Here is a 17,514-nt window from a genome sequence, read left to right on the forward strand (position 1 = left end):
GGTGGATTTCTACCCATACGGGCTCATCCATGGGTGGAAATCCACCCATCACACCTCGGTCATGTGCCGGTGCAGCTCGTATTTCTGCATTTTTTCGTAAAGCGTTTTGCGTGAAATGCCGAGGCTCTCATAGACGGATTTCAGATTTCCGCCGTGGGCGGCAATCGCGCGCGCAATAAGGCTTTTTTCATAAGCGGCGACCCTTGCGGCAAGCGCCGCCTTGCCATCGCCCTCAAATGGCAGCGAGGTTTCGGAGACATCGCTTTCCAGACCGAGAACGAAACGGTCCGCCGCATTGCGCAATTCCCGGACATTGCCCGGCCATTCACGCAGGGAAATGACTGAGAGCAGATGCTGCGGAACGTCCATATCTTCCCGACCGTAACGGGCAGCAGCCTCCCGCACCAGATGCAGGAAAAGCAGCGGTATGTCGGCACTGCGCTGCGAGAGGGACGGCACGAGAAGCGTCGCCACGTTCAGGCGGTATAGAAGATCGGCACGGAACCGCCCTGCCGCGACTTCCTGCTCCAGATCGACCTTGCTGGTGGCGATAAAGCGGACGTCGAGCTCGACTGTTTCATTGGAGCCGAGACGGGTGATCACCCGTTCCTGCAACACGCGCAGGAACCGGCCCTGCAATTCAAAGGGCATGGAGCCGATCTCGTCCAGCAATATGGTGCCGCCGCGGGCATGCTCGAACTTGCCGTAGCGCGGGCGCAGCGCGCCGGGAAAAGCGCCAGCCTCGTGGCCGAACAGCTCGCTTTCGATCAGCGTTTGCGGAAGGGCGGCACAATTGATGGCGACAAAGGGCCGGTTGGCTCTGGCGCTGATATCGTGAAGTGCGCGCGCCACCACTTCCTTGCCCGCACCGGTATCGCCGACAATGAGCGTATCGGCATCCGTCGCACCGATGGCGCGAATGCGGTAACGCAGATCGACCATGACCTGGGTTCTGCCGGGCAGACGCGTTTCGAGATCGTCATGCTTGCCCGCCACCGCCTTCAGGCGGCGGTTTTCCAGTACCAGTGCCCGCCGGTCGTTGGCTCTTTTTATGATGCCGGCGAGATATTGGGGGGTGAAGGGCTTTTCGATGAAGTCATAAGCACCGTTGCGCATGGCATTGACGGCAAGCTGCACATCGCCATGGCCCGTCATCAGGATGACAGGTATTTCCGGGTCAAGCTCCCGCACCTTCTGCAGCAGCGTCATGCCATCCATGCCGGGCATCCTGATATCGCTGACCACGACGCCATCGAAGCTGTAGCCGATGAGTTCAAGCGCATGTTCGGCGCTCGCCAGCATGGTGACCGCAAAACCGGAAAGTTCCAGCGCCTGCGCGGTGGAAAAGCGCAGTTCCTCCTCGTCATCAATCAACAGAACCCGCGACATGGTCATTCCGCCGCCACCTCCACACGATAGGCTGCTGCCGGTAATTCGATCTCGAATTCCGCGCCGCCGTCTTCATGGTTTCTGACACGCAGCTGGCCGCCAAAATCCTTGATGATGTTGTAGGTGATGGAAAGGCCGAGACCAAGGCCACGGCCCACGCCCTTGGTGGTGAAGAAGGGATCGAAGATGCGCTCCGAAATCGCCGGAGGAACGCCCGGACCTCGGTCACGAATGAAAATCGAAACCGTCTGACCGTGCAGCACGGCTTTCAAAGCGATGCGACGATCCTCGCGCCCTTCCACCGCATCGGCGGCATTGGAGATGATGTTGACCAGCACCTGCTGCAGCCGCACCGGCCCGGCCTTCACCGCAAGCGGCACCGGACCAAGATCAACATCCAGCACCGCATCGGCGGCCTTCAGCCGTGCTCCAACAATTTCCAGCGTATCGCGAAGGACGGCATCCAGCGCGACCGCAGCCATTTTCTCATTGGGTTTGCGGGCAAAATTTCTCAGATGCCTGCTGATAGAAGCCATGCGATCGATAAGGCCCGAAATACGCCTGAGGTTTTCCGTCACCTCTTCCAGACGTCCACGTTCCACGAGAAGAGAGGCGTTTTCCGCATAATTCTTGGCGGCTGCGAGCGGCTGGTTGAACTCGTGCGAAAGTGCTGCCGACATTTGCCCGAGCGCTGCAAGCTTGCCCGCCTGAACCAGGTCATTCTGCATCTTGCGCAATTGTTTCTCCGTCTGGCGGCGCTCGGCGATTTCGTGTTCGATCTCACGGTTCACCCGCGCGAGATCGGCTGTGCGCTCCTCCACCCGCCGCTCCAGCTCCGCCTGAGCTTCGGCCTGGTGGGTCAGGCGTTCGCGCAGGCGCCGCCGTCTTTGCAGCATGGCGGCGACCACGGCAGCCGCAAGACACAGGCAGAGGATGATCGCGATCATCGCCGTCTTGACCTGCGTCCTGAGTGAGCCGGTATCCATCAGCACGCTGACCGTCCAGCCCGCGTCGGGCATCGGCTGCGACAAGACGAGATATTCCCTGTCACCGTCGTTCTGGCTGATCGTCATCAACTGATGAGAGCCGAAATTGCCGTTTTTCAGCGGCAGTTCCTTCAGGTCGGCATTGGCGTAACGCCGGGATGCCGCCGTGCGCGCAAGCCTTTCCGGTGTCAGCGGCATCAGGCCGGAATAAAGCCACTGCGGCGTTCCGGTCATAAAGATGATGCCTTCCGGGTCCGATACGAGAATGCGGTTTTCACCATCGCCGAACGACGCCTCTATGCCTTCAATATCGACCTTGAAGACGATGACGCCCTTGATCTCCTCGTTGAAGAGAATAGGCGCGGAAAAATAATAACCGCGCTTGTGGGAGGTGGTGCCTAGCGCAAAGAAACGCGACGGGAAGCCCTTGGCGGCATCCTGAAAATAGGGACGGTAGCTGAAATTCTCACCGACGAAGCTCGTGGGTCCATCATAGTTACTGGCGGCGATGGTCACTCCGTCCAGCGTGATGATGTAGATGTCAGAGGATTCCAGCAATGTATTGATGGATTTGAGATAGATATTGGCGCGCTGGCGCATCGCCTCATCCTGTGGATGCGCGACAAGCTCCTCAATGTCGTCGTGATCGGCGATCAGGGCGGGCAGCGGCTCGAAACGGCTCAAAAGCCCGCCAAGAGCCGAGACGGCCAGCCTGAGGGTGGTGCGGCCCTGATCGGAGACTTCGCCGAAATAGCTTTCCGCAATGATGCCGCTGCCCTTGGTCACGGCGCCGTAACCGAGGCCGAGGCTGAGCAGCGTCAATAAAATCCAGCGATATTTCACCGAAGCGCCCCTCCCCGTTGCAGGCATCAGACCTGCTCTCCCGAACAGAGTGTAGGAGGAGTGATCGGATTTTCCAAGTAACCGAAAAAAGCAGCTAAACGACCTGAAAACAAAAAACCGGCCACGAGGGCCGGTTTTCCGTAAAGATTATTTCAGAAAGCTTATGCGCTTTCCTTCGGCGTCAGAACCTGACGACCGCGATACATACCGGTCTTCAGATCGATATGGTGCGGACGGCGCAGTTCGCCGGAGTTCTTGTCTTCAACGTAGGTCGAAGCCTTGAGACCGTCAGCCGAGCGGCGCATGCCGCGCTTGGACGGGCTTGTTTTTCTTTTTGGTACAGCCATTTTTGTTACTCCACTTTAGCGGCGAAACAACGTAACCGGCCATAACCAAAGGCCGAATGTCGGGTGTCTCGATATCGGAAATTTGGCGCTCTTATACATGCCCAAACGGGCTTTGACCAGCCCTGACGCGCATTTTTTCCGATTAAGCCGGTTTGCTGCGACGAGCGGGCGGCAGGCCTTTGCAAATCATGCTTCACTTCCTATCAAAAACCACGAGTTCCCTAAAGTGGTTCATGTCCCTGAATTCACAAAAAGCTGGCGCGCGCATCTCGATTATCGGCGCTGCCGCACGCAGTTTTTCCAGCTCTTCATCCAGCATCGCCTGCCATCGCGGCAGGCACTCCGGATCGAACCAGCGCGTGACATAAGCCAGCGTAATATGGAATTGATAGGTGTCGTGATCGGGATGCCGATAACCGAAAGCTTCGGCAAAGCTATCCCGCCACAGCGCAATGATCCGGTCGTCTTCGGCGCTGGCACCCTTCAGCACCAGCCCCGTCGGCTTGAGACCAGTCACCTGCATATTGAAACCAGGCAGGCCCGGAAAATCCGCCAGACGATCGCAATAATACTCCGTCATCGTGTCGATCGGAGTATCGAGTCGCATGTCTTCCGGCCAGTAGGGAAATGCACGGCGATATTCGATAATGCCCTGAAATACCGTCATATGCAGGCTGGAAACCGGTGTGCAGGCCAGCTGCGATGCCTCGGGCATATCCAGAAGACGCTGGCGTGTCCCGATGATCGCGCTTTCGGTTTTCGACCCTTCAACGAGATGGCAGACCACGGTATTGCCCGGCTCGAGCAGGAATTCACCATCCGTATTATAGCGGCGACCCAAATGGCGCGGCGGCTGATCGTGGCTGGCAGCGGAAAAAGATTCCAGATCTTTTGAAACGAGCGGGGCGTGCATGGGGAACTCCTTTTGAGACGTTTCCCCTAATCTGCGCACGCAACAAACCAATGACACCAATCGGTCAATGGCCGGTCAATTCCCGTCAATGCGCCTCGTCCCAGTTGTCGGCCGCGCGGGCATCCACCTTGAGCGGAACCCTCATGGAAATAGCCGGCATGGCTGCATTTTCCATCACCGAGACGACGATGGGCAGGGTCTTTTCGATTTCCCCTTCCTCGACTTCGAAGATGAGTTCGTCATGTACCTGCAGCAGCATGCGGGCGGAAAGCTTCTCCGCCTCCAGCACCGGCTCGATACGGACCATCGCACGGCGGATGATATCGGCTGCAGACCCCTGGATTGGTGCGTTGATGGCTGCACGCTCGTTGAAGGCCTTCATGGAAGGGTTGGAGGAGCGGATTTCCGGATAATGCGCGCGGCGGCCGAAAATCGTCTCGACATAGCCGTTCTCGCGGGCGAAAGCCTTGGTCGCTTCCATGTAATCGCGAATGCCAGGAAAACGCTCGAAATATTTCTTGATATATTCGCCCGCTTCGGAGCGCGCGATGCTGAGCTGGTTGGCAAGGCCGAAAGCGGAAATACCGTAGATGATGCCGAAGTTGATGGCCTTGGCACGTCGGCGCACTTCAGACGGCATGCCTTCCACCGGCACCCCGAACATTTCCGATGCGGTCATCGCATGAATGTCGATGCCGTTTTCGAATGCGCTGCGAAGCTGCGGAATGTCGGCGACATGGGCAAGCACACGTAGCTCGATCTGGCTGTAATCGGCGGAAAGAAGCTTGTGTCCGGGGGTGGAGATGAAGGCCGTGCGGATCTTGCGACCTTCCGCCGTGCGCACCGGAATGTTCTGAAGGTTCGGCTCCGAGGACGACAGGCGCCCCGTGGTGGTGGAGGCCAGCGCGTAGGACGTGTGAACCCGTTTCGTCTGCGGATGGACATATCCGGGAAGCGCATCCGTATAGGTCGATTTCAGCTTGGTCAGCTGCCGCCAGTCGACGATCTTTCGCGGTAATTCGGCACCTTCCGCCGCCAGATCTTCGAGAACCTGCGCCGATGTGGACCATTGGCCCGTCTTGGTCTTGGAGCCGCCAGGCAGGCCCATCCGGCCGAACAGGATATCGCCGAGCTGCTTCGGCGATCCGATGTTGAAACGCTCGCCTGCCAGTTGGTAGACTTCCTCTTCGAAAGCAGCCGCCTTCTGGGCGAGTTCACCGGAGAGACGCGACAGAATCTGTCGGTCCACGGTGATGCCACGCTCCTCCATATGCGCCAGTACAGGCACCAGAGGGCGCTCCAGCCGCTCATACACACTGGTCAGCCGCTCTGCGGCAAGCCGGGGCTTCAGCACCATCCACAGCCGCAGGGTGACATCCGCGTCTTCGGCGGCGTAAGCGGTCGCCTTGTCAATATCGACGAAATCGAAGGTGATGCTCGACTTGCCCGATCCCGCCACGTCCTTGTAGGCGATCGGCGTGTGGCCGAGCCAGCGTTCGGAAAGCGTATCCATGCCATGCGTGGTTTTTCCCGCCTCAAGAACGTAGGAAATCAGCATGGTATCGTCGAAACTCTGCATGACGACGCCGTGGCGCTTCATCAGCAGGTAGTCATATTTGAGGTTCTGCGCGATTTTCAGAACGGCTTCGTCCTCAAGAAGATCCTTTAAACGTGCCAGCGCCTCGGCAAACGGCACCTGTCCTTCAGCAAGCCTGATGCCATCGCTGAAAAGATCGCCACCGGAGCCGGTCTTGTGCGTCAATGGCACATAGGCAGCGCGGATATCGGTGCCTGAGGCATCCTTGCCGTTATCGGCAATCGCCAGCGAGAAACCGACGAGTTCCGCCTGCATGGGGTCGAGCGAGGTCGTTTCCGTGTCGAAGGCGACGACACCTGTTTCGCGGGCAGCGGCAACCCAACGATCCAGCTCCGCCAAATCCCTGATCGTCGTATAGGCGGTCGTGTCGATCTTGGCGGCGGAGAAAACCGTCTGCCGTGCCGTGGCGAGATCGGTGGGCGCACTGCCCTCCCCTGTCACCTTCCGTGCCGGAGCGGTGGTTGACGCTGGCGCAGCGGTCTTGTCATCAGCTGCGGTAACTGCAGGCGTGGCATCGAGGTCTGGTCCATGGGCATCAGTGCCCCATTGCACCGGCACATTGGCGGCTTCGATGGCCGAGGCATCGCTATCGGTGGCTTCAGCTACCCGGCGCGTCAGCGTCGTGAACTCCATCGCCTTGAGGAAAGCGATGAGTTTCGGCCCGTTCTGCGGTTCGAGCACCAGTTCTTCCAGAGACTGCTCCAGCGGCACATCGGTTCTGAGCGCCACAAGCTGTCTGGAAAGGCGGGCAAGATCGGCATTGGCGATGATATTCTCGCGGCGTTTCTGCTGCTTGATTTCTCCTGCCCGCGCCAGCAGCGTGTCGAGATCGCCGTATTCTTCCAGCAATTGCGCGGCCGTTTTCGGCCCGATACCAGGAATACCCGGAACATTATCGGTGGAATCGCCGGTCATCGCCTGAAGGTCGATCATCTTTTCCGGGGCTACACCCCATTTTTCGACGACATCGGGAACGCCGATCTGCTTGTCCTTCATGGCGTCGTACATATGCACATTGGCCGTGACGAGCTGCATCAGATCCTTGTCGGAAGAAATGATGGTGACATCGGCGCCAATCGCCTCCGCCTGACGGGCGTAAGTGGCGATGATGTCATCCGCCTCGAAGCCTTCCGTCTCGATGCAGGGAAGGTTGAAGGCCCGTGTCGCCTCGCGGATCAGGCCAAACTGCGGCACCAGATCTTCCGGCGGTGCGGTGCGGTTGGCCTTGTATAGATCGTACAGCTCGTTGCGGAAGGTTTTCGACGAATAGTCGAAAATCACGGCAAAATGCGTGGGCGTGACGCCGACATCAGTATTGCGCGCATCCTTCAGGAGCTTCCACAACATGTTGCAGAAGCCGGAAACGGCGTTGACCGGCAGCCCATCCGACTTGCGGTTCAGCGGGGGAATGGCATGGAACGCCCGGAAAATGAAACCGGAGCCGTCAACGAGGAAGAGATGATCGCCTTTTTTCATGGCGATATGGATAGCGCGGGGCCGTTTTGACGTCCACAGAAAGTTCAAACAACGCACCGCAAAGCGCACGGGGCTAAGCGGCTGGAGGCACCGGCGAAATTCGCGTGAACCTTACGAATTTGTAATAGATTTTCCCTTGAAAAGCCGCATTTGCACACACATTTCTTAGGGGACGGCGCCTGATCACGCCGTAGTCTGATTGTAGGCTCGTCCCCCGCCGCATCAGACCGGACAAAGGCCTTTCCCCCCTCTCCGGGCCTTTGTCCTCTTATATGACCGCCATGGCCGTCCCCTCCCGGCCATGGCGGTTTTTATTTGTGCCGGGTTTCTGACTGGCATAAACATATCATGCGATATATATCCCACTATCGAAATTGCGCGATTGCGCCGACCAGATGCCAGACGGATTGATGAATGGGTTTTTCCCGGGACGAATCGGCGATCTATCTCGCCGCAAAAATGGCGAGGGAATTCACCATGGCGCTCCAGAAGAGAGCTGCCGCGCTGGGGTTTTCTCCTGGACAATTCCCCATCCTCATCGAACTGTGGCATGAGGAGGGACTGACGCAACGGCAATTGCTGGATAGAATCGACGTGGAGCAGGCGACGCTTGCCAATACGCTGTCCCGCATGGAGCGCGACGGGCTGATCGTGCGCAAATCCCACCCAAGCGACCGCCGCGCGCAGATCATCGAACTTACCCAGCGCGGCAGGGATCTCGAGGCGAACGCCATTGCCGCTTCCGAAGCCACGGAAGATACGCTGCTGGCGGATTTCCGCCGTTTCGAAAAGCAGCTTCTGCTGGAATATATGCGCCGGGCGATCGACCGCGCCAAAAAAGCGAAATAGCATTTACAACTCGAAACGCTTTCTTTGCTCCTGGCTTCTATCGCCTGCAGCCTCCAAGGTTTTGTTTCCGCGCAGTTTAGGACGGAAAATCACTTCGCACTTTTCCTGAACTGCTCTATCGTTCCGGCGGCTGCGCGCTTGCCGATTCAACGACACGTCAGCCCCTTGTTCCCACGCGATGCGCGATACCAGGATGTTTCGTCCATCGCCGGGTTGCGACAGACATGACAGGATCAGCGATGACAGACGTTTCCCCCATTCTTTCCACGGCCGACGACAACCTCACCTCCAGCCTCGAGCGATTGTTCGAACTGGTGCGCATCCCGTCCATTTCCACGGACCCCGCCTACAAGGCGGAGTGCCGCAAGGCGGCGGAATGGCTGGTCAGAACGCTTGAATCACTGGGCTTTGCGGCTTCCGTTCGCGACACGGCCGGTCATCCAATGGTGGTGGCGCATCACGACGCCGCGACAAAAGACGCGCCGCATGTGCTTTTCTACGGCCATTACGATGTGCAGCCGGTCGATCCGCTCAATCTCTGGGAAAACGATCCGTTCGAACCCGCCGTGAAAGATATCGGCGGCGGCCGGCAGGTGATCACCGGGCGTGGAACGGCTGACGACAAGGGTCAGCTGATGACCTTCGTGGAAGCCTGCCGGGCCTATAAGGCAGTCAATGGCAGTCTGCCCGTGCGCGTCACCATTCTTTTCGAGGGCGAGGAAGAATCCGGTTCGCCCTCGCTGAAGCCGTTCCTCGACGCCAATGCCGATGAGCTGAAGGCCGATTATGCACTGGTATGCGATACCAGCATGTGGGACCGCGATACGCCCGCCATCGCCGCCGCCCTTCGCGGCCTGGTCGGCGAGGAAATCACAATCACTGCCGCCGACCGCGACCTGCATTCGGGCCTTTTCGGTGGTGCGGCCGCAAATCCCATTCACATCCTGACAGATATTCTCGCCGGCCTGCATGACGAGACCGGCCGCGTGACACTTGCCGGCTTCTATGACGGCGTGGAAGAAACCCCCGCCAACATCAAGGCTTCCTGGGAAACGTTGGGCCGCACCGCCGAAGCCTTCCTCGGCGAAGTCGGCCTCTCGATTCCATCGGGCGAAAAGGGCCGCTCCGTGCTGGAGCAGACCTGGGCTCGTCCAACGGCGGAAGTCAACGGCATCATCGGCGGCTATACCGGCGACGGCTTCAAGACAGTTATCGCCGCAAAGGCCTCTGCTAAAGTGTCCTTCCGTCTCGTCGGAGAGCAAGACCCGAAAGCGGTTCGCGAGAGCTTCCGGAACTATGTCCGCTCCAAAATTCCAGCCGATTGCTCGGTGGAATTTCACGAGCATGGTGCATCGCCGGCTATCCAGCTTTCCTATGATTCGCCAGTGCTAACGAAGGCGAAAAACGCGCTTTCGGAAGAGTGGCCCAAACCTGCCGTCGTGATCGGCATGGGGGGCTCGATCCCCATCGTCGGCGATTTCCAGAAGATGCTGGGCATGGATTCGCTGCTCGTCGGTTTCGGCCTTACCGATGACCGCATTCATTCGCCGAATGAAAAATATGACCTGCAGTCGTTCCACAAAGGTATCCGCTCCTGGATCCGCATTCTCGACGCCCTTTCCGCGAAGTAGTCAAAAAGAAAGGAGGCGCCGGTTACCCGATGCCTCCTCGTTCTCTTATATTTTGGTGGTTCAAAACAAAAAGGCCGGGCAAGCCCGACCTTTCCACCCGTTTTTCGTCAGTGCCAGTACATCCGTGGTCAAAGCGTTCAAACGGTCCGATGCTCCAGAGCGCGCCAACAAAGTCGACGCTGCTTTTCACGATCAGGATCGGCTGCTTTGGTTAATCTTTGGTTAACGCAACAACAGCGGCACTTTAAAAGCACCAGCCTGACAATTCCGTGCGGAGCACTGTTGAACCCTATATTGGTATGCACTCCAGCTTTTTCAAGAGCGGCCGGACCCGGTGCACCTTCCAAAAGAAAAAGGCCGGAAAAATCCGGCCTTTCATATTCATGCGAATGACCCGTTCAGGCCAAGCCGCTTATCAGGAAGCGACGAGCTCGCCTGCAGACATCTTGCCCGAGCGACGGTCCTGCGTCAGCTCGTAGGAGAGCTTCTGACCGTCGTTGAGGGAGGTCATACCAGCGCGCTCAACGGCGGAGATGTGAACGAATACGTCCTGCGAACCGTCGTCAGGCTGAATGAAGCCGTAGCCCTTGGTTGCGTTGAACCACTTTACTGTACCAGTCGCCATAACGATTTCCTTCCGTTGGCAAATTGTATTTGCACTGCGCGCAGTGCGGTCTTGGGTCGAATTTGAAGGAAAGATCGTCGTGTGCACCTAAAAAAGGCGCCGAAGCTCTGGTCGTCAAACAAATATCGATGCGCGAACACCTAGGTTGGAAGGGCCTGAAAGTCAAGTTTCTTTGAAAAAGCCCGGCGATTTTTGTGAAGCGTCGGCAAATGAAAGTCGCGGGAAACAAGGCCTTAAACAGCAAAAACCCGGCGCGGGAGGAGGTGCGCCGGGTTCTTGAAACTGACTGACAATTGGGAGGAGGAGTATTGTCAGTCCAATCGGGCGACGCTGGGAGGAGGAGTGCGTCGCTTCGATGATTTGAAGATACAGGATCTCCGCTCAAAAAACAGACGTTTCATCGCAGCGCAGCATTGCATAAAACGCATAGCTATTTCGCGACACCTTGAAGCCTCTTGGCATACCGCCTAATAAATACGCATGACCATCGAATCCGTCAGAGCCTTTTTTACCGAGAATTCCCCCGAAGTGACCGTTATCGAAACGGAAACGAGTTCGGCGACAGTTGCTTTGGCTGCCGAAGCGCACGGCGTCGATCCCGACCAGATTGCCAAAACGATCTGCCTGAAGGCGGGCGACACAATTCTTCTCGTCGTTGCCGCCGGCACGAAGCGGCTAGACAATCGTAAATTCCGCGATCATTTCGGCGCCAAGCCGCGCATGCTGGGGCCGGAAGAAGTCGTTACGGTGACCAGCCATCCCGTCGGCGGCGTGTGTCCTTTCGGATTGCCTTCGCCCCTTCCGGTGTTTTGCGACATATCCCTGAAAAACTATCCCGAGGTGGTTCCGGCAGCGGGTGCCACCAATGCGGCGGTAAGGATTTCGCCTGACGCGATGGCACGACTGACGGGAGCGGAATGGGTCGACGTCTGCCAATGACGCCGATTTGATCCGGCGAGGACTTAACCCCGCCTTAAATTGCCGCATTTAAACTCTTCATCCTGGATTAAGGATCGCGCAGGCATAGAAGCCTGAAGTGCGAACGGTTTCGCGAATATAAGGAGCGACTTCGGCTGGATGGCAGGCAAGGGTAAATCACGCGATCGGGTAGAGCCTTCCTTCGGGGATTTCCACGAATCCGGTGACGATCTGCGTCTTGATGCCAGCGAGCGCATTGGCGGAACCGCAAAGCAGCCCGCCAGAAAACCGAAGTCCACATCCGGCCGCGCCAAACCGCAAAAAAAGGAAAAGCGCACACGCAGTTCCGGCGGTGGCGCAACAGGCTTTATCCGGTCCCTCGTTTACTGGTGCATCGTGCTCGGCATCTGGGGCGGTATCGGCGTTGCCGGTCTTGTCCTTTATTACGGCGCGCGCATGCCGAGCGCCAGCAGTTGGACCATTCCCGAACGCCCTCCGAATGTGAAGATCGTTTCGGTGAACGGGAGCGTGCTTGCCAATCGCGGCACCACGGGTGGCGAGGCTCTCGCGCTTGAAGACATGTCGCCCTACCTTCCACAAGCGGTCATGGCGATCGAAGACCGGCGGTTCTATTCCCATTTCGGTGTGGATCCGCTCGGCCTGGCCCGCGCCATCGTGACGAATGTGATGACGGGACGAACAGTGCAGGGCGGCTCGACGCTGACGCAGCAGCTGGCAAAAAACCTGTTCCTCTCACAGGACCGGACGCTGGAGCGCAAGGTGCAGGAAGTGCTGCTGGCCTTCTGGCTGGAGCATAAATACACCAAGGACCAGATCCTCGCGATGTATCTCAACCGCGTTTATTTTGGTTCCAACGCCTTTGGCGTCGAAGCCGCTTCCAGACGCTACTTCAACAAGTCCGCGCGCGACGTCAATCTTGGCGAGGCGGCAACGCTTGCCGGGCTTCTCAAGGCCCCCTCGCGCCTTTCACCGGCGCGCGACCCGCAGGCGGCGGAGGAGCGGGCGCAGGTCGTTCTGAGATCCATGCGCGATGTCGGGTTCATCACCGATGACGAGATCAAGACCGCGATGTCGCAGCCGCCGACCAAGGCCAAACGTTTCTGGTCCGGTGCCGAACATTACGCTGCCGATATGGTGATGGAGGAAGTTCGTGGCCTGATTGGCGACGTCAAGCAGGACATCGTCGTCGATACGACCATCGACCCTAATCTTGAACGCGACGCCGAAAAAGCACTGACCCATGTTCTCCAGGGTGACGGTAAAAAGCAGGGCGCTTCGCAAGCGGCTCTCGTTTCCATCGATGGTACAGGCGCAATCCGGGCCGTGGTCGGCGGGGCGGATTATGCCGAAAGCCAGTTCAACCGGGCCGCCAAGGCGAAACGGCAACCCGGATCGGCGTTCAAACCCTTCGTATACGTCGCCGCGCTCGAATCGGGTCTGACCCCCAGTACCATTCGCAATGACGGGCCGGTCCGCATCGGAAACTGGACACCGGAAAATTACGAGAAGAAATATCGTGGCGAAGTGACGCTTGCCACTGCGCTTGCCAATTCTCTGAACACGATTGCTGCGCAGCTGGTGATGGAAGTCGGTCCTGAGCGGGTGACGCAGGTGGCGCATCGCATGGGTATCGAATCGGAGCTTCAGAACAACGCCTCCATCGCACTCGGCACCTCGGAAGTGTCACTGATGGAGCTGACCGCCTCCTACGCTCCCTTCATGAATGGCGGCTACAAGGCGACGCCGCATATCGTCAAACGCATCTCCGATGCCGACGGCAAGGTGCTTTATGAAAACAGATACGACAACCCGCCGCGCGTGCTGAGCGAGGAGATCGCCGCGACGATGAACGGCATGTTGTCGCGCGTCATCACCGAAGGAACAGGAAAAGCCGCCCGCCTCCAGGGTTGGCAGGCAGCGGGAAAATCCGGCACGACACAGTCTTTCCGCGACGCGCTTTTTGTCGGCTACACAAGCAACCTGACAACGGGCGTCTGGTTCGGCAATGACGACGGCACATCGATGAAAAAGGTCACCGGCGGCGGCTTGCCTGCGAAGGCCTGGAAAGATTTCATGACCGCCGCCCATTCCGGACTCTCGCCTTCGCCACTCTTCGGTCTCGGCGCAGGCGGCGTGCCGCCGCTTGGGGAAATACAGCAACCGGCGCCCGAGAGCGCGCCTTCCTCCATCGGCGACATCATTTCCAATGCTCTCGGCGGCGGCGGAACGACAAACACCCGAGCCTATCCCGAAGCGCCCGTCTCGCCAAACGCTGGTCAGCCGGGGGTCCCCATGCCGCCCGGAAACATCCCTTCCCGCGATATCGAACCCGGCTATTCAGCCGACAATGGGCCTGTGCCGCCAGCCGATATCGGCGGCCGGGCGCCGGCAACTTCCGGGCCGAAGCAGACGACCCTTCTTGATATTCTGATGGGAAATTAATTGCCTTTTGGGTAATCGGCTCACCGGTTACCCGGCAAGCGATGGGCCGGCAATGATCCTGTCGCCCTTCCCGCAAATACTCAATTTTCCAAAGACTTGATTACACCGAATGGGCAACCAACGCAGCCAAGAGCGGAGACCGCGCTTGTGTTTGCAACATATGCGTGCATCCACGTTAACCGTAGATTGCTATTTGCGCAAAAACGATTACATTTCGGATGACTTTTTACGGTAAATGAATTATTAATCGTTCATATAAATTAATTTTCTTGTTTCAAAATAACTTTTCAGGGCTTCATATTATGCTGGGTACTAAAAGCTCATCGCATGCCGTGTTTTACGGCGCCCCTTATCCTGCGGCTGTCACTTTCGACGCGGCGGAAACACAACCTTCCATTTCAGAAACCAACACGTCGGTGTTCCTGCGCAGCCAGTTAGTGCTCAAAAGAACGATCGACATTGCAGGGGCGTCCATCGCCCTTGTCGCACTCGCGCCCGTATTGCTGACCGTCGCGGCGCTGGTCAAACTCGACAGCAAAGGGCCGGTCCTGTTCTCACAAGTCCGTTGGGGCATGAACGGGCGAAAGATCAGGGTCTATAAATTTCGCTCGATGCGGACCGAACTGGGCGATGCCACCGGCGTGGCGCAAACGGTAAAGAACGATCCGAGGATAACCCGGATCGGCGCCGTGCTTCGCCGCACAAATGTCGACGAGCTGCCACAGCTCATCAACGTCTTGAAAGGCGACATGTCGCTGGTGGGTCCGCGCTGCCATGCGATCGGCATGCTGGCCGCCGGCCGTCTTTATGAGGAACTTGTTCCCCACTACCACCTGCGGCACCGGATGCGGCCAGGCATTACCGGTCTTGCCCAGATGCGGGGTTTGCGCGGCCCGACGGATCGCAGTGACAAGGCGCGTGCCCGCATCGTGTCCGATCTTTATTACGTCGACAATTTTTCCGTCTGGCTGGATATCAAGATCATGATCGGAACGGTCATTTCCGAATTGCGCGGCGGCAAGGGTTTCTGATCTTTCAGAAATCAGACAGATAGAATCAAAAAAGCCCGGCAGCGATGCCGGGCTTTTCTTATGAAATCACCATTTCCGTCAGTTTATCGGCACGGGAGCCGCAGCCGGATCCGGCAGCGGCGCCGGGTTTGCCGACAGCGTGCGCAGATAAGCGATGAGATCGGCGCGTTCCGTCTCCTTCTTCACACCCGCAAAGCCCATGGCCGTGCCGGGAACGTGTTTCTTGGGAGCTTCGATGAAGTAGCTGAGATGATCGTAATCCCAGTGCACGGAACCGCCCTTGGAGAAATCCTTCATTGCTGCGGAGTAGCTGAAACCCGCATGGCTGGCGATCGGCCGGTTGACGATATCGAAGAGATTGGGGCCGACCTTGTTTGCACCACCACTCTCTCCGGTATGACAGCTCGTACACTTCTTGAAGACCGCCTCACCCTTGGCAGCATCCGCGCTGGCGAGCAATTTCGCGATCGGGGTTGCTGCTGCTGCGGGTTCGCCTGCAGCCTCACCGCCGCTCGCTTCCGCGACGATGGCGTAACCTTCCTTTTCCGGGGTGGGCGCATGAAAAATGCCCTCAGACGCAATTGACACCGACATCAGAACGAAAACCGTGCCCAGCAACGCCCCAACGCCCATATTTACATAAGAATTCATCTATATGCGCTCCCTCGCATCCGCTCCATATAACCGGGCATCTTGAAATTATTCAAAAGCTATGGCTTTTGCACAGCCTGCGCAACTTGAATAATATTCCCCACTCCGTGACGTTTTGACACTTTTCGGTTGGGATTTGAAGGGTGTCGGATGAAGAATCGGGATTTCGAGAAAGCTGTCGTCCTTATACCGGCGCGGATGGCATCGACACGGCTTCCGGGCAAGCCTCTCGCGGATATTGGCGGCAAACCGATGATTGTGCAGGTTGCACTCAGGGCGCGTGAAGCTGGCGCGACGCGCATCGTCGTTGCAGTCGATGACGAACAGGTATTTTCAGCCGTAAAAAATGCCGGTTTCGACGTAATGATGACGCGAGATGATCACCAATCCGGTTCGGACCGCATTTTCGAGGCGCTGCAGAAGGCCGACCCCTATGGCAACGCCGAATATGTCATCAATGTTCAGGGCGACCTTCCGACCATCGAAGCTGAAACGATCCGCGCCTCGTTGCGCCCGTTGGAAAATGCCGCCGTCGACATTGCCACACTGACGGTGGAGATCACCGACGAGGAAGAAAAGACCAATCCGAACGTGGTGAAAGTGGTTGGCAGCCCGCTTTCCGAGACGCGATTGCGCGCGCTTTATTTTACCCGCGCGACAGCGCCCTATGGCGACGGACCGCTTTATCATCACATCGGCCTTTATACCTATCGCCGCGCCGCCCTCGAAACGTTCGTGAGGCTTCAGCCTTCGCCACTCGAGAAGCGCGAAAGGCTGGAACAATTGCGCGCGCTGGAAGCGGGCATGCGTATTGATGCCGAAATCGTTCACTCCGTGCCGCTTGGCGTTGATACGCCGCACGATCTCGAAAAAGCCCGCACTATTCTCGCAAACCGAACCCTCTGATGGATAATTCCATGACCTTGAGCACAAACCGCATTGCCTTTCAGGGCGAATTTGGCGCGAATTCCGACATGGCATGCCGCGACATGTTCCCGGATATGGAGCCTTTGCCGTGCCCGACATTCGAGGATGCTTTCAATGCCGTCGAAAACGGCGAAGCCGATCTCGGCATGATCCCGATCGAAAACACGCTGGCCGGTCGCGTTGCAGATATCCATCATCTTCTGCCGGAATCACGCCTTCACATCATCGGTGAATATTTCATGCCGATCCGCTTCCAGCTGATGGTTATACCGGGCGTGAAGAAAGACGAGATCCGCACCGTTCACAGCCACATCCACGCGCTTGGCCAGTGCCGCAAGATCATCCGTTCCAACGGCTGGAAGCCCGTCGTTGCCGGCGATACGGCCGGAGCGGCGAGACTGGTTTCTGAAAAGGGTGATCGCAGCATGGCGGCGCTTGCACCGCGTCTTGCCGCCGGTCTCTACGGCCTTGATATCATGGCTGAAAATGTCGAGGATTCAGAAAACAACATCACCCGTTTCGTAATTCTTTCGCGCGATGAGAACTGGGCCAAACGCCAGTCCCAAGGCGAAGCACCGGATGAAACCATCGTCACGACCTTCGTGTTCAATGTCCGCAACATTCCGGCGGCGCTTTATAAGGCAATGGGCGGTTTCGCGACGAATGGCATCAACATGACGAAGCTGGAAAGCTACCAGCTCGGCGGAAGGTTCGTGGCAACCCAGTTCTATGCCGATATCGAAGGCCATCCGGATGACGAGCCGGTGCGGCACGCGCTGGACGAGCTGCGCTTCTTTTCCGAGAAGGTCCGAATTCTCGGCGTCTACAAGGGTCATGCGATGCGCGGCAAGCTCAACCAGAGCTGAGC

At 57.9% G+C, this 17,514-nt stretch carries 14 protein-coding genes; 7 read left to right on the forward strand and 7 right to left on the reverse strand.

Annotated features, from left to right (window positions below; translation table 11 throughout):
* Window positions 1–48: 48 nt before the first annotated feature.
* From FB593_RS09000 to polA, 5 genes are all read right to left on the reverse strand, one after another.
* On the reverse strand, window positions 49–1,395 hold the full coding sequence (locus FB593_RS09000; RefSeq protein ID WP_038489372.1) for a sigma-54-dependent transcriptional regulator: 1,347 nt from the start codon (window positions 1,393–1,395) through the stop codon (window positions 49–51).
* A complete protein-coding gene (locus FB593_RS09005; protein WP_083211587.1) occupies window positions 1,392–3,245 on the reverse strand; it encodes a sensor histidine kinase in 1,854 nt (617 codons plus the stop codon). The genes FB593_RS09000 and FB593_RS09005 overlap by 4 nt, the downstream gene beginning before the upstream one ends.
* Window positions 3,246–3,379: 134 nt before the next feature.
* Window positions 3,380–3,565, reverse strand: coding sequence for a 50S ribosomal protein L32 (gene rpmF / locus FB593_RS09010; RefSeq protein ID WP_003514347.1), 186 nt, complete (start codon window positions 3,563–3,565; stop codon window positions 3,380–3,382).
* A 193-nt stretch (window positions 3,566–3,758) separates the two neighbouring features.
* Window positions 3,759–4,478, reverse strand: a complete 720-nt coding sequence (locus FB593_RS09015) for a DUF1868 domain-containing protein (protein ID WP_145166473.1) — start codon at window positions 4,476–4,478, stop codon at window positions 3,759–3,761.
* Between the two features lie 85 nt (window positions 4,479–4,563).
* Window positions 4,564–7,551, reverse strand: a complete 2,988-nt coding sequence (gene polA, locus FB593_RS09020; RefSeq protein WP_145166474.1) for a DNA polymerase I — start codon at window positions 7,549–7,551, stop codon at window positions 4,564–4,566.
* A 414-nt stretch (window positions 7,552–7,965) separates the two neighbouring features.
* Here polA and FB593_RS09025 point away from each other — a divergent pair, with 414 nt between their 5' ends.
* Both FB593_RS09025 and FB593_RS09030 read left to right on the forward strand, forming a co-directional pair.
* Window positions 7,966–8,400, forward strand: a complete 435-nt coding sequence (locus FB593_RS09025) for a MarR family winged helix-turn-helix transcriptional regulator (protein ID WP_003514340.1) — start codon at window positions 7,966–7,968, stop codon at window positions 8,398–8,400.
* A gap of 239 nt (window positions 8,401–8,639) precedes the next feature.
* Window positions 8,640–10,031 (forward strand): dipeptidase, encoded by a 1,392-nt coding sequence (locus FB593_RS09030; RefSeq protein ID WP_112291073.1) that lies wholly within the window; start codon window positions 8,640–8,642, stop codon window positions 10,029–10,031.
* Between the two features lie 415 nt (window positions 10,032–10,446).
* Here FB593_RS09030 and FB593_RS09035 read toward each other — a convergent pair whose 3' ends face one another.
* Window positions 10,447–10,656: a cold-shock protein gene (locus FB593_RS09035; RefSeq protein ID WP_003514335.1), complete on the reverse strand. Its 210-nt coding sequence runs from the start codon at window positions 10,654–10,656 to the stop codon at window positions 10,447–10,449.
* Between the two features lie 480 nt (window positions 10,657–11,136).
* Between FB593_RS09035 and FB593_RS09045 the strand changes: the two genes are divergently transcribed.
* The 3 genes from FB593_RS09045 to FB593_RS09055 all read left to right on the forward strand — a co-directional run bounded on the left by FB593_RS09045 (window position 11,137) and on the right by FB593_RS09055 (window position 15,068).
* Window positions 11,137–11,595, forward strand: coding sequence for a YbaK/EbsC family protein (locus tag FB593_RS09045; protein WP_112291076.1), 459 nt, complete (start codon window positions 11,137–11,139; stop codon window positions 11,593–11,595).
* Between the two features lie 138 nt (window positions 11,596–11,733).
* The gene (locus FB593_RS09050) at window positions 11,734–14,037 is read left to right on the forward strand and encodes a transglycosylase domain-containing protein (RefSeq protein ID WP_025592033.1); all 2,304 of its coding nucleotides are present in this window, start codon (window positions 11,734–11,736) and stop codon (window positions 14,035–14,037) included.
* A 302-nt stretch (window positions 14,038–14,339) separates the two neighbouring features.
* A complete protein-coding gene (locus FB593_RS09055) occupies window positions 14,340–15,068 on the forward strand; it encodes a sugar transferase (RefSeq protein ID WP_065661518.1) in 729 nt (242 codons plus the stop codon).
* A 78-nt stretch (window positions 15,069–15,146) separates the two neighbouring features.
* Here FB593_RS09055 and FB593_RS09060 read toward each other — a convergent pair whose 3' ends face one another.
* On the reverse strand, window positions 15,147–15,719 hold the full coding sequence (locus FB593_RS09060; protein ID WP_003514328.1) for a c-type cytochrome: 573 nt from the start codon (window positions 15,717–15,719) through the stop codon (window positions 15,147–15,149).
* Between the two features lie 150 nt (window positions 15,720–15,869).
* Between FB593_RS09060 and FB593_RS09065 the strand changes: the two genes are divergently transcribed.
* Window positions 15,870–16,625 carry a 3-deoxy-manno-octulosonate cytidylyltransferase gene (locus FB593_RS09065; protein ID WP_065661519.1) on the forward strand — a complete coding sequence of 252 codons (756 nt, stop codon included), beginning with the start codon at window positions 15,870–15,872 and terminating at the stop codon, window positions 16,623–16,625.
* A gap of 11 nt (window positions 16,626–16,636) precedes the next feature.
* Window positions 16,637–17,512, forward strand: coding sequence for a prephenate dehydratase (locus FB593_RS09070; protein WP_025592029.1), 876 nt, complete (start codon window positions 16,637–16,639; stop codon window positions 17,510–17,512).
* Window positions 17,513–17,514: the final 2 nt, after the last annotated feature.

Origin of the sequence: Rhizobium sp. SJZ105, from assembly GCF_007828365.1 — a bacterium.
Taxonomy (GTDB): domain Bacteria; phylum Pseudomonadota; class Alphaproteobacteria; order Rhizobiales; family Rhizobiaceae; genus Agrobacterium; species Agrobacterium tumefaciens.

Bases quoted from the DNA above. Each gene is read 5' to 3' on its own strand.
- FB593_RS09045 (WP_112291076.1), top strand. From the start codon at position 11,137: ATGACCATCGAATCCGTCAGAGCCTTTTTTACCGAGAATTCCCCCGAA.
- FB593_RS09065 (WP_065661519.1), top strand. From the start codon at position 15,870: ATGAAGAATCGGGATTTCGAGAAAGCTGTCGTCCTTATACCGGCGCGG.
- rpmF (WP_003514347.1), bottom strand. From the start codon at position 3,565: ATGGCTGTACCAAAAAGAAAAACAAGCCCGTCCAAGCGCGGCATGCGC.
- FB593_RS09035 (WP_003514335.1), bottom strand. From the start codon at position 10,656: ATGGCGACTGGTACAGTAAAGTGGTTCAACGCAACCAAGGGCTACGGC.
- FB593_RS09000 (WP_038489372.1), bottom strand. From the start codon at position 1,395: ATGACCATGTCGCGGGTTCTGTTGATTGATGACGAGGAGGAACTGCGC.
- FB593_RS09050 (WP_025592033.1), top strand. From the start codon at position 11,734: ATGGCAGGCAAGGGTAAATCACGCGATCGGGTAGAGCCTTCCTTCGGG.
- FB593_RS09030 (WP_112291073.1), top strand. From the start codon at position 8,640: ATGACAGACGTTTCCCCCATTCTTTCCACGGCCGACGACAACCTCACC.
- FB593_RS09070 (WP_025592029.1), top strand. From the start codon at position 16,637: ATGACCTTGAGCACAAACCGCATTGCCTTTCAGGGCGAATTTGGCGCG.
- FB593_RS09025 (WP_003514340.1), top strand. From the start codon at position 7,966: ATGGGTTTTTCCCGGGACGAATCGGCGATCTATCTCGCCGCAAAAATG.
- FB593_RS09015 (WP_145166473.1), bottom strand. From the start codon at position 4,478: ATGCACGCCCCGCTCGTTTCAAAAGATCTGGAATCTTTTTCCGCTGCC.
- FB593_RS09060 (WP_003514328.1), bottom strand. From the start codon at position 15,719: ATGAATTCTTATGTAAATATGGGCGTTGGGGCGTTGCTGGGCACGGTT.
- FB593_RS09005 (WP_083211587.1), bottom strand. From the start codon at position 3,245: ATGCCTGCAACGGGGAGGGGCGCTTCGGTGAAATATCGCTGGATTTTA.
- FB593_RS09055 (WP_065661518.1), top strand. From the start codon at position 14,340: ATGCTGGGTACTAAAAGCTCATCGCATGCCGTGTTTTACGGCGCCCCT.
- polA (WP_145166474.1), bottom strand. From the start codon at position 7,551: ATGAAAAAAGGCGATCATCTCTTCCTCGTTGACGGCTCCGGTTTCATT.